This is a genomic window from Streptomyces sp. P5F9, from assembly GCF_057961495.1.
This window is the reverse complement of record NZ_JBXVPZ010000293.1, coordinates 1-12,237: the sequence shown is the minus strand read 5'-3', so window position 1 is coordinate 12,237 and position 12,237 is coordinate 1. Positions and strand designations below refer to the sequence as shown.

General features: G+C 69.5%; 10 protein-coding genes. 8 read left to right on the top strand and 2 right to left on the bottom strand.

What is annotated here, in order from left to right; all coding sequences use genetic code 11:
- Positions 1-1,049, bottom strand: a 1,049-nt coding sequence (locus AC31A1_RS34505) for a CdaR family protein (RefSeq protein ID WP_489657086.1), incomplete at its 3' end; no start/stop codon positions are given.
- A 129-nt stretch (positions 1,050-1,178) separates the two neighbouring features.
- On the opposite strand from AC31A1_RS34505, the gene AC31A1_RS34500 reads away from it, so the two are divergent.
- The 4 genes from AC31A1_RS34500 to AC31A1_RS34485 all read left to right on the top strand — a co-directional run bounded on the left by AC31A1_RS34500 (position 1,179) and on the right by AC31A1_RS34485 (position 5,361).
- The gene (locus AC31A1_RS34500; RefSeq protein ID WP_489657085.1) at positions 1,179-2,105 is read left to right on the top strand and encodes a proline dehydrogenase family protein; all 927 of its coding nucleotides are present in this window, start codon (positions 1,179-1,181) and stop codon (positions 2,103-2,105) included.
- 253 nt (positions 2,106-2,358) lie between these two features.
- Entirely contained in the window at positions 2,359-3,990 is a 1,632-nt protein-coding gene (pruA, locus tag AC31A1_RS34495) for an L-glutamate gamma-semialdehyde dehydrogenase (protein ID WP_489657084.1), read from the top strand.
- Positions 3,991-4,422: 432 nt separating this feature from the next.
- Positions 4,423-4,962 (top strand): GNAT family N-acetyltransferase, encoded by a 540-nt coding sequence (locus AC31A1_RS34490; RefSeq protein WP_393759293.1) that lies wholly within the window; start codon positions 4,423-4,425, stop codon positions 4,960-4,962.
- Between the two features lie 267 nt (positions 4,963-5,229).
- Positions 5,230-5,361, top strand: a complete 132-nt coding sequence (locus AC31A1_RS34485; RefSeq protein ID WP_366362211.1) for a hypothetical protein — start codon at positions 5,230-5,232, stop codon at positions 5,359-5,361.
- A gap of 79 nt (positions 5,362-5,440) precedes the next feature.
- Here AC31A1_RS34485 and AC31A1_RS34480 read toward each other — a convergent pair whose 3' ends face one another.
- Positions 5,441-7,033 (bottom strand): purple acid phosphatase family protein, encoded by a 1,593-nt coding sequence (locus AC31A1_RS34480; protein WP_489657083.1) that lies wholly within the window; start codon positions 7,031-7,033, stop codon positions 5,441-5,443.
- A gap of 154 nt (positions 7,034-7,187) precedes the next feature.
- Between AC31A1_RS34480 and AC31A1_RS34475 the strand changes: the two genes are divergently transcribed.
- The 4 genes from AC31A1_RS34475 (at position 7,188) to AC31A1_RS34460 (ending at position 12,101) form a co-directional block, all read left to right on the top strand.
- Positions 7,188-8,231, top strand: a complete 1,044-nt coding sequence (locus tag AC31A1_RS34475) for a 3-isopropylmalate dehydrogenase (RefSeq protein WP_019068675.1) — start codon at positions 7,188-7,190, stop codon at positions 8,229-8,231.
- Positions 8,232-8,495: 264 nt separating this feature from the next.
- A complete protein-coding gene (locus AC31A1_RS34470; RefSeq protein WP_489657082.1) occupies positions 8,496-9,602 on the top strand; it encodes a branched-chain amino acid aminotransferase in 1,107 nt (368 codons plus the stop codon).
- A 92-nt stretch (positions 9,603-9,694) separates the two neighbouring features.
- A complete protein-coding gene (locus AC31A1_RS34465) occupies positions 9,695-10,765 on the top strand; it encodes a hypothetical protein (RefSeq protein WP_489657081.1) in 1,071 nt (356 codons plus the stop codon).
- A gap of 13 nt (positions 10,766-10,778) precedes the next feature.
- Positions 10,779-12,101, top strand: a complete 1,323-nt coding sequence (locus AC31A1_RS34460) for a KamA family radical SAM protein (RefSeq protein ID WP_489657080.1) — start codon at positions 10,779-10,781, stop codon at positions 12,099-12,101.
- Positions 12,102-12,237: the final 136 nt, after the last annotated feature.

Genomic DNA, 12,237 nt, shown 5'->3' with positions numbered 1-12,237 from the left:
GGATCGTGGGGGGCCTCGGGGGAGAGGGAGGTCAGGAGGCGGTACGGGCCGATGCGGGACCAGTAGGCGACCGGGGCGAAGCGGGGTTCCGCGAGGGCCGCGCGGCACGCCGCCGTGGCTTCCTGCCAGGCGGTGCCCAGATCGGTGAGGCCGATGCGGGGGGTGCCGATACCGGCGGCCGGGACGCTCTGCCCCGGCGGCCGTTCAGCTCCGGTCGTGGCGGGAGCGCGTCCGTCCGCCGGTACCCGCGCGGTGGGGCTCGCCGCCGGAGCCCGCACATCCGCCAGCAGTCGTGCGGCAGTGCTCGCCGCCGGACCCCGGGCGTCCGTGGACCGCAGCCGTACCAGCACCGCCAGGCACTGCTGCTCCGCCGCACCCCACGGCACCGTGCACAGCGCCGTCGCGTGCGGCACCGTACGGGCCGACGGGGCGTCGTCCGGGTCGGCGGACGGCCACGGCGCGACGCAGACCACCGCATGCGGGCCGTCGCCGCGCGGGCCGAGGGCGGTGCGCAGGGCGGCCACCGCCATGTCCCGTTGCCAGCCGCGTTCGGCGGTGAGGACCGCGCGGAGTTCGCGCGTGAGGTCGGCGCCCGCCTGTGCCTCGTCCGCGAGGAGCGCGCCGATCCGGGCCGTCACCTTCATCGCCGCGTCCAGTTGCGGAGCCGAGGGACCCGGATCGTCGTCCAGGAGCCAGACGTAGCCGAGGACGACACCCCGATGGCGTACGGGGAGGCAGATACGGCCGCGGTAGACGCCCGCCTCGGGGGTGGGCGGAATCCGGACCGGGCCGGTCGCCCGCGTGATGCCGAAGCCCTCGAACCAGGTGCGGATCGCCGCAGTGGAGCGCCGGGTCAGGATCGAGCGGGTGCGGACCGGGTCCAGCGCGGACGGGTCCAGGTCGCCCTCACCGTCGTAGGCCCCGAAGGCGATCAGCTCGAAGTCGCGGTTCTCCAGGGTCGCGGGGGCGCCGAGGAGCTCCGAGATCTCGTCCACGAGCTCCTGGTAGTCGCCGTTGGAATCGGATGTCACCCGGGCATTCTCCCGCATTCCCGCCGGGCCTTCATACATCTGTCTGAGATCTGCGGCACGGATGCGTGACAGCTGTCGATGGCCGACGATCGGAGAGATCCCTAGGTTTCACGGTGGTCCTGTCTGCTGGTTCTGTGGAGGTGCCCCGTGCTGGGTCCCGTGATTCTCGCCGCCTCGCGCAGCGATCAGATGCGTCGGCTGATCTCGGCGGCGCCGGTGACCAAGCAGGTCGTCGACCGCTTCATCCCCGGCGAGACCGTGGACGAGATCGTGCCGATCGTCCAGGACCTCACCGCCAAGGGTCTTGAGCTGACGATGGACGTCGTCGGCGAGGACATCACGACCCCCGGGCAGGCCGCCGCCGCCCGCGACGCCTATCTGACGCTCGTCGACCGGCTGGGGGAGCTGGAGCTGGGCACCCGGGCCGAGATGTCCATCAAGCTGTCCATGTTCGGGCAGGCGCTGGAGGGCGGTCACGAACTCGCCCTCGCCAACGTCCGGCCCGTGGTCGAGGCCGCCGCCGCCATCGGGACGACCGTCACGCTCGACGCCGAGGACCACACCACCCTCGACTCGATGTTCGCGATCCACGAGGAACTGCGGAAGGACTTCCCGCAGACCGGCTGCGTCATCCAGGCCTACCTCTTCCGCACCGAGTCCGACGCCCGCCGCCTCGCCGAGGCCGGCAGCCGGGTCCGGCTCGTGAAGGGCGCGTACAAGGAGCCCGCCGAGGTCGCGTACCAGCAGAAGCACGAGATCGACAAGGCCTACGTCCGGGTCCTGCGCATCCTGATGGAGGGCGAGGGGTACCCGATGATCGGCTCCCACGACCCGCGCCTCATCTCCATCGCGCAGGAACTGGCCCGCCGCGCCGGGCGCAAGCTCGGCGAGTACGAATTCCAGATGCTGTACGGGATCAGGAGCGACGAGCATCTGCGGCTCGCCGCTGAAGGACATCGGATGCGGGTCTACACCGCCTACGGCACGGACTGGTACGGCTACTTCATGCGCAGGTTGGCGGAGAAGCCGGCCAACCTGCGGTTCTTCATGCGCTCGATGGTCGGCAGAGGCTGATGCACTGGGCGAGCGTCGCCTGTCGGCCCCCGAGGAATCTTCGGAGGCCGACAGCCGACGCCTTGCGGCCGGCTGAGCCGGACCCAGACCCGTGGAAAGGAGTTACGGATCTCGTGACTCCGCCCCCGAAGGTGCTTCTCGCGAATTCGCCGGAGCGAACTCACGACGGTCAAGCCCTGACCGCTGCCCACCTTACGCAACCGCTTCAGCGGCCCCAGGCTGAAGCCGTGGATTCACTCGGAAGAGGTATGTCATGGACGCTGTGACCCAGGTCCCCACCCCCGTCAACGAGCCGGTGCACGGCTACGCGCCCGGCTCTCCCGAGCGCGCCCGTCTTGAGGTCAAGCTCAAGGAGCTGGCCGAGAACCCGATCGACCTGCCGATGACCATCGGCGGCGAGAAGCGGCTGGGCGGCGGCGAGCGCGTGGACGTCGTACAGCCGCACAATCACAAGGCGCGGATCGGTACGTACGCCAACGCCACCCAGGAGGACGCCCAGGACGCGATCGACGCGGCCCTCGCCGCCGCGCCCGCCTGGCGTGCGATGTCGTTCGACGACCGCGCGGCGATCATCCTGCGCGCGGCCGAGCTGCTCTCCGGCCCGTGGCGGGAGACCCTCGCCGCGTCCACCATGCTCGGCCAGTCCAAGACCGCCCAGCAGGCCGAGATCGACTGTCCCTGCGAGCTCGTCGACTTCTGGCGCTTCAACGTCAAGTACGCCCGCGACCTGCTCGCCGAGCAGCCCCCGGCGAACTCCCCGGGCGTCTGGAACCGCCTCGACCACCGCCCGCTCGAAGGCTTCGTCTACGCGATCACGCCGTTCAACTTCACCGCGATCGCGGGCAACTTGCCGACGGCCCCGGCTCTCATGGGCAACGTCGTCGTCTGGAAGCCGTCGCCGACGCAGACCCACTCCGCCGTGCTGCTGATGCGGTTGCTGGAGGAGGCGGGTCTCCCCAAGGGCGTCATCAACCTCGTCACCGGTGACGGCATCGAGGTGTCGAAGGTCGCCCTGGAGCACCGTGACCTGGCCGGGATCCACTTCACCGGGTCGACCAAGACCTTCCAGTACCTGTGGAAGACGGTCGGCAACAACATCGAGAAGTACCGCTCGTACCCGCGTCTGGTCGGCGAGACCGGCGGCAAGGATTTCGTCGTCGCCCACCCGAGCGCGGACCGCGCGGTGCTGAAGACGGCGCTGACCCGGGGCTCCTTCGAGTACCAGGGCCAGAAGTGCTCCGCGAGCTCCCGGGCGTACATCCCGGCGTCGATCTGGAACTCCGGGTTCAAGGAGGAATTCGCCGCGGAGGTCGACTACTTGACCATGGGTGACGTCACCGACCTGTCGAACTTCATCGGCGCGGTCATCGACGAGCGCTCCTTCGCCAAGAACAAGGCGGCGATCGAGCGCGCGAAGGCGGACCCCAACTGCACGATCGTCGCGGGCGGTTCGTACGACGACTCGGTCGGCTACTTCATCCGCCCGACGGTGGTGGAGTGCGGCGACCCGGCCAACGAGGTCTTCACGACGGAGTACTTCGGCCCGTTCCTCGCGGTCCACGTCTACGAGGACGAGAACTACGACGAGATGCTGACCCAGATGGAGTCGGTGTCGGACTACGCGCTGACGGGCTCGGTCATCGCCAACGACCGTGCGGCGGCGGCCTACACGATGGAGAAGCTCCGCTACGCGGCCGGCAACTTCTACATCAACGACAAGTCCACCGGCGCGGTCGTCGGCCAGCAGCCCTTCGGCGGCGGCCGCTCCTCCGGCACCAACGACAAGGCCGGCGCCCCGCAGAACCTGATGCGCTGGACACTGACCCGCGCCATCAAGGAGACCCTGGTCGCGCCGACGGACTACACGTACCCGCACATGGGCTGACACATGGTCAGGTGCCATGAGGGGCCGGGCGGTTGCCCGGCCCCTTGTGTTTCTCCGGACAGCCGGACAGCCGGACAGGTTTGGGCTTCTGGGGTTGTGCAGGGGGTGGGCCCGGGGCGTGGACCTCGACCGGTTCGTGGCCGGTCTCGACGCGGTACGACGGCACTTCACGCTGGAGTGGCTGGTGGTACCCCGAACCACCCATCCCGTGGTGGGAGTTGGCTGACGGCGATCTGGAACGGGCGCTCCAACACGGACATCCGGCCCCGGTCGGCCGTCGACTCGCTCGTGCGGGCCTTGCCGCAGGTGCGGCGGGTGACCCTGGCGAACGCCGGGCATCTGCCGTGGGTCGAGGACGCGGACGGATTTCGCGATGCGGTGATGATGGCGATGACGGCAGCGCGGTGAGGCCTCGTCTCCGATACTGACCCCGTGACCATCCGTATGCGCACCGTCCACACGGCCGACCTCACCCCGGCCGACCTCCGCGCCGCCCGCGAACTGCTGGACGCGGCCTTCGGCGGCGATCTCACCGACCAGGACTGGGAGCACGGCCTCGGCGGCGTCCACGCGCTGCTCGCCGACGACACCGGGCTCGTCGCGCACGGGTCGGTCGTCATGCGCCGGGTGCGGTACCGGGGGCGTTGGCTGCGGGTCGGGTACGTGGAGGGGGTCGGGGTGCGGCCCGATGCCCGGCGCAAGGGGTACGGAGGGCTGGTCATGGCCGAGTTGGAGCGCATCGTCGATCACGCCTACGACGTCGGGCTGCTCGGCGCCAGCGACGACGGGGCCCGGCTCTATACCGCGCGCGGCTGGCGGCTGTGGGGCGGCAAGATCTCCGCTCTCGGCCCGGACGGGATCGTTCATCTGCCTGAGGAAGAGGACAGTACGTACGTCCGGCCCGCGCTCGCCGGGCCGCTCGACCTCGGCAGCGATCTCCTCTTCGACTGGCGTGACGGGGACGTGCTCTGACGCCCCACCGCGTTTTGTGAAACCGCAGGTCAGCGGCGTGTGACTCGTTTCACCGTCTCAGATAGTAGGAAGTCCGAGTAATTGTGGAGACAGATGCGCGGTCCTGTCCTAGCTTTGTAGGAGCCGAACGTCTCGCTAGACCAAGCGAATGGCGGTCGTGAGCCGGACATCATGCAGGCAACCCCTGCGGTCCGTCGCTCCCCGCCCCCTCCGGCGTCTCGTAACCCCCTTCCGCACTCCAGGAATTATCGAAGGAGTCGATTCTCCATGGCCGAGACGACCGCCCGCCGCCGAGTCCGCCACGTGTCCCGCACGAGCGAGTCCGAGCGCAAGAACGCCGCCGCCGCCCTCCAGCGCGCCCTCGACCGCCGGGACAACGGCGGCGAGACCGGCCACTGAGCCGACCTGACTCCCCCAAGCAGCTTGTGAAGCACGCCCACTAGCCGGGAGCCGCGCCCGCACGGGGTGCGGCGCGGTCTCACCGACCGCGCCGCACCTCGAAGTGGTCGATGCGCTTGCCGTTCTGGTCCAGCGCCGACACCTTCAGCCGGGGCGTGCTGCCGCTCTCCGCCTCCACCGAGAGCAGCGAGAAACCCCGGTAGCGCACCCGCGACCACTCCACCGTCTCCGCCTTGGTGTGCCGGCCCTTCTCCCACTGCACGGTGTCGACCGCCCCGTGCCGCGTGACGTACCCCTCGTAGCTCTCCTTGACGCCCGCCGGGAAGCCGTACAGATCACGCCCGCCGCCGCCCGCCGTGACGTAGACGATCCCGTCCCGCGTCGGATCGGTGGACCCGCCGATCGGTACCGCCCGGCCGACCGCGTTGTTCCTGATCGCGTCGGTCCGCTCGTAGACGTGGTTGTGCCCGTTGATCACCAGGTCCACCTGGTGCTTCGCGAACAGCGGCAGCCACGCGGCCCGCACCCCGCCGTCGGAGGCGTGCGAGGAGGTCGAGTACGCGCAGTGGTGGAAGAAGACGACGACGAAGTCGACCCCCTTCGTCGCCCGCAGCTCACGCAGCCTGCCGTCCAGCCACTTCGTCTGCTTCCCGTCCGTGTAACCGAGGTTGGCGGTGATCTCGTACGACACGTCGTTCGCGTCGAGCGCCACGACGCCGACGTTGCCGTAGACGAACGAGTACACGCCCGGTGCGCGCGTCGGGTCGAAGCCGTTCTCCGGGAGGGACCAGCGGGCGAGCTGGCCGCCGTAGCCGTCGGGGGAGTACCAGGCCTCCATGTCGTGGTTGCCGGTCGTCACCATCCACGGGACGGAGCGCGAGACCGGCTCGTTCTGCTTGAGGAACAGGTTCCAGTACGTCGGGTCGTAGCCGTCCGTCGTCTTGCCCAGGCCGTTGGTGTCGGCGTAGCAGATGTCGCCGGCGTGGAGGTGGAAGGCGGGGTTCTCGCGCAGGACGACGTGGTCGTTGGCGGCGGCCGCGTTGCTCACGCCCTGGTCGCCGAAGGCCGTGAACACGAACTTCTCGGGGTTCGCCGGTGCCGTACGGAACGTGCCGATCGTGGAGCGGTGTGCCGGTGCCGCCGGGTCGAAGCCCTCGTGGCCGACGCCGTAGTAGTACGTCGTGCCGGGGTGGAGGTCGTCCAGGGCCGCGTGCACGTAGTACTGCTCGACCGCGGGGCGGACACCGGTCAGCCCGGGCGTGTGCAGGTCGCGTATCTCGGCGGTGATCCGGCGGCTCAGGTCGTCCGGCTTCAACCCCACCCGTACGTACGGCTTCCTGACCGCGAACGGGACCTGCCAGGAGATCCGCATCGCCGTCTTCGGGTCGGCGCCGAAGGCGAGATGGCGGCCGAAGGGGGTGACGACGGCGCCGGGCACCTTCGACGTGGCGGGGGAGGGAGTCTTTTGGTCGCTCGTTCCCGTGCTGCCGGCGCATCCCGTCAGCAGTCCGCCCGCCACCGCGCCGGCCGTCACCAGCGTGCGGCGCCGGGTCAGCTTCGTGCGCAGGTACTCGTACTGCTCGGCCATGCTCATCCGGACCGCGAGGTGTTCCGGGATGCCGACGTCGGGTACGGGGGGTTCGGGAGGTGTCCCCCCGAAAAGCACAGTCATGTCGATGAAGTTCCCCCACAAGTCCAACGGGCGCCATGCGTAAGGGTGAACGTACGTCGAACGGCCGACGCCCACCCTGCCCCGGCCGCCCCGACGCTGTCCGTATCGCGGACACCCGGTGTCATCCCATGGGACGCGGAGTACGGTGTCGGGCATGTCTCGCAGCATCGATCTCGCAGTGATCCCCGGTGACGGCATCGGTCAGGAAGTCGTGGCCGAAGGTCTGAAAGTCCTCTCCGCCGTCCTTCCGCAGGATGTGAAGCTGGAGACCAAGGAGTTCGACTTCGGCGCCCGGCGCTACCACGCCACCGGTGAGACCCTCACCGACGCCGACCTGGCCGCGCTGAAGCCGCACGACGCGATCCTGCTGGGCGCGATCGGTGACCCGAGTGTTCCGTCCGGGGTGCTGGAGCGCGGCTTCCTGCTGAAGCTCCGCTTCGCCTTCGACCACCATGTCAACCTGCGGCCGTCGAAACTGCTCCCGGGTGTGGCGACCCCCCTCGCCGGTGAGCCGGAGATCGACTTCGTCGTGGTCCGTGAGGGCACCGAGGGCCCGTACACGGGCAACGGCGGCACCATCCGCAAGGGCACCGAGCACGAGGTCGCCACCGAGGTCTCCGTCAACACGGCCTTCGGTGTCGAGCGGGTCGTCCGTGACGCCTTCGCCCGTGCCCAGGCCCGTCCGCGCAAGAAGCTCACGCTGGTCCACAAGAACAACGTGCTGACCTTCGCGGGCCACCTGTGGACGAACGTCTTCAACAAGGTCGCCGCGGAGTTCCCCGAGGTCACCACCGACTACATCCACGTGGACGCGGCGACGATCTACCTCGTCACCGACCCGGCCCGCTTCGACGTGATCGTCACCGACAACCTCTTCGGCGACATCATCACCGACCTCGCCGCGGCCGTCTCCGGCGGCATCGGCGTCGCCGCGAGCGGGAACATCAACCCGTCCGGCGAGTTCCCCTCGATGTTCGAGCCCGTGCACGGCTCCGCGCCCGACATCGCGGGCCAGGGCAAGGCCGACCCCACCGCCACGGTCCTGTCCGTCGCCCTCCTGCTGCGCCACCTCGGCTACGAGTCCGAGGCCGTCCGCATCGAGGAGGCCGTCTCCGCCGACCTCGCGGAGCGCACCGGCAAGCCCGCGCGCAGCACCACCGAGATCGGCGACGCGCTCGCCGTACGAGTAGCCGGCTGACCCCGCCGCTCCACTCGAAATCTCTCGCAGTATTTCGAAGCCGCCGGGTCGCAACCGCACCCGGCGGCTTCTCTTACGTCCCCGCCGGGTGCCACCATCATCCCTGGGTCGCATTCACGCCGTTTTCGTCCACGGTCCACCACGCGCGATAATCGAACGCGGAGCCGCGGAATGAGGCAATGCTCGGACGTCCTAAGACTGGCCACTGGCAGTCGAGGGCGTGAGCGCGGCCCGTCACACACAACCGGTGAAGGACAACCACTCATGACGACGCCCACGATCGAGCTCAAGCCCTCGGCCTCGCCACTTTCCGCCGCCGAGCGCGACGCGATCCTGACGAACCCCGGGTTCGGCCGCCACTTCACCGACCACATGGTGACGATCAAGTGGACCGAGGGCCGCGGCTGGCACGACGGCCAGCTCGTGCCGTACGGCCCGCTCTCCCTCGACCCCGCCAACATGACCCTGCACTACGCGCAGGAGATCTTCGAGGGCCTCAAGGCCTACCGGCAGGCCGACGGCTCCATCGCCACCTTCCGCCCCGAGAAGAACGCCCGCCGCTTCCAGACCTCCGCCCGCCGCCTCGGCATGCCCGAGCTGCCGGTCGAGACGTTCATCGAGGCCTGTGACGTGCTGGTCCAGCAGGACCGCGACTGGGTCCCGGCGCACGGCGGCGAGGAGTCCCTCTACCTGCGCCCGTTCATGATCGCGACCGAGGTCGGCCTGGGCGTGAAGCCCGCCAACGAGTACCTCTTCCTCGTCATCGCCTCCCCGGCCGGCGCCTACTTCCCCGGCGGCGTGAAGCCCGTCTCCATCTGGGTCTCCGAGGACCACGTCCGCGCCGTCCCCGGCGGCATGGGCGACGCCAAGACCGGCGGCAACTACGCCGCCTCCCTCCTCGCCCAGGCCGAGGCCGCCGAGCAGGGCTGCGCCCAGGTCTGCTACCTCGACGCGGTCGAGCGCCAGTGGGTCGAGGAACTCGGCGGCATGAACCTGTACTTCGTGTACGGCGCCGAGTCCGATGAAAAGCCGGTGATCGTCACCCCCACCCTCACCGGCTCCATCCTGGAGGGCGTCACCCGCGACTCCCTCCTCACCCTCGCCCGCGACCTCGGCTACGAGCCGCAGGAGGGCCGGGTCTCCATCGAGCAGTGGCAGCGCGACGCGGAGAACGGCACCCTCACCGAGGTCTTCGCCTGCGGTACGGCCGCGGTCATCACCCCGGTCGGCACGGTCAAGCGCACCGGCGCGGAGTGGACGCAGTCGGGCGGCGAGCCCGGCGAGGTGACGTTGAGGCTGCGTGCGGCGCTTCTGGACATCCAGCGGGGCGACACCGTGGACAAGCACGGCTGGATGCACCGGCTGGGCTGAGCCCGACTCCCGGTCGAGAGCCGGAAGTTGGTTCGACGCGTAGCTCCTCCCCCGTACGGGTATCTCCTGAATCCACGGGGGAGGGAGCACGGGTGAACGGACGGTCGCCGCTGGCGAGGCCGAGCTGGCTGCTCCGCACGTTACGCACCCCACGCCGCCCGCAGAGCCTCACGGTGCTCCTCCTGCTCGCCGCCTGCGCCGGGTTGCTGCTCTGGTTCGCCAAGCGCATGGGCAACTACGGCGAGAACCTCGCCCTCAACCTCGGCACCGACATCGTCGGCGTCGTCATCACCGTCTTCGTGATCGGCCCGCTGATCTCCCGCGCCCAGGAGGGCCGGGTCCGCGAACACACCCGGCTCGACTACGAGTGGTTCAGCGCCCAGGTCTACGGCTCGACGTCGAACGTCAAAGTCCTCGACACCTTCTCCAACCTGTTCGGCCCCCAGTACTCCGAACGCCTCTTCCGCGGCATCAGGTCCGCCACCGCGCACGGCGCCCGGGTGCAGATCCTGCTCCTGGATCCCGACTCCCTCGCCGTCATCCTGCGCGGCCGTGAACTGGGCGAGCAGAGCGCCGACATCCGCCGCGACATCCTGCGCAACCTGCGCACGCTCAGCCACTTCGCCCGCCGACTCGACGACACCTCACGCCAGTTCCTCGAAGTCCGGCTCTGCTCCACCTCGCCCGGTGTGACCCTCTACCGCTGGGACGAACGCTCCCTGGTCTCCTTCCTCACCGTCGGCCGGCTCTCCGGCGAGGGCGTCCAGCTCGAAGTGGCCGTCCGCTCCCCGCTCGGCGCCTTCGTCGAGCAGCGCTTCGACGAACTGTGGCAGCAGAGCAAGCCGATGGAACGGTTCACCCATCTGCCGGTGACCCTGGTCGACGCGACCGACGGCCGCCGGGAGTTCATCTGCCGTTTCGTCCACGTCGACGACGGCCTGTACATCGCCGGGCACGACGTCGTGTCGTACATGGCACGCCACCGCCTCGACCAACTCTCCGCGTACAGCGAGGCATTGAACGTACAGGGCGCCCACGAGCTGATCGTCGTGGACGACGAGAGCGAGCTGCATGAGCTGCTCAGGCAGAACTTCGCGGAGAAGTACGATGCGTCGGCGACCGCATTCGTCGAACTGCGGCCGGCCGTCCTGGTCACGGAATAGAGGCCCTGCACCAATGAGTTCAGCGCTCCACCTCGCTCCATCACACACGAGCACCCGATTCCGCGCCTTCACACCCCGTGACCTGGACGGCCTGCTGAAGCGCGTGTCCCTCTCGGCCACCGAACGGCTCGCCCTGCGGGCCGTCTCCTCGGTCCTGCCGTTCCGTACGAACACATATGTCGTCGACGAGTTGATCGACTGGTCGGCGGTGCCCGACGACCCGATCTTCAGGCTGACGTTCCCGCAGGCCGGGATGTTGCCGGAGCCCGATCTCAAGCAGATGGCGGACCTCCTCTCCCAGGAGGCGCCGAAGGCCGAAGTCCTGCGCGCGGCCCACGAGATCCGGATGAAGCTGAACCCGCACCCCTCGGGCCAGCTCGACGCCAACGTGCCCGTGCACGAGGGGGAACGACTGGAAGGGCTCCAGCACAAGTACCCCGAGACGGTGCTGGTCTTCCCGCGCCAGGGCCAGACCTGCCACGCCTACTGCACGTACTGCTTCCGCTGGCCCCAGTTCGTCGGCGAGTCCGAACTCCGCATCGCCACCGACGACATCGGCACCACCAGCGCGTACCTCAAGGCCCACCCCGAGGTCACCAGCGCGCTGATCACGGGCGGCGACCCGTTGGTGATGAGCACCGAGGTACTTCGCCGCTACGTCGATCCCCTCCTGGAGATCGACACGATCCGCTCGATCCGCATCGGCACCAAGTCGCTCGCCTTCTGGCCGTACCGCTTCACGGCCGACCGCGACGCCGACGACCTGCTGCGCCTCTTCGAGAAGGTGGTGGCGAGCGGCCGTCACCTGGCCCTGATGGCCCACTTCACCCACCCGCAGGAGCTGCGCCCGCCGGTCGTACGGGACGCGATGCGCCGGGTGCGGGGCACGGGCGCCGTGATCCGCTGCCAGGGCCCGCTGGTGGCCGGCATCAACGACAGTGCCGAGGCATGGGCCGAGCTGTGGGACGAGACGACCACGCTGGGCGCGGTGCCGTACTACCAGTTCGTGGAGCGGGACACCGGCCCCCAGGGCTACTTCGGCGTCCCGCTGGCCCGCGGCCACCAGATCTTCCGCGACGCCTACGCCCGCGTCTCCGGCCTCGCCCGCACGGTCCGCGGCCCGGTCATGTCCGCGATGCCGGGCAAGGTCTGCGTCGACGGCATCGCGGAGATCGCCGGCGAGAAGGTCTTCGTCCTCCACCTGATCCAGGCCCGCGACCCGTCCCTCGTCGACCGCCCGTTCTTCGCGGCCTACGACGAGAACGCGACCTGGTTCACGGACCTGAAGCCGGCGTTCGGGGCGAGTCGGTTCCTGCCGGGGTTGGAGGCGGGGTGACCGGCCTAAGCGGCCTCGTCCTCGAACGCCGGACGGGCTGAGAGCGCCGGGCTCTGGCTGGGGCGTGCCCCGAGTTGCAGCACCGTGTACACCACGCCTCCCACCGCCCCCGACAACAAGAAGCTGCAGTCCACCC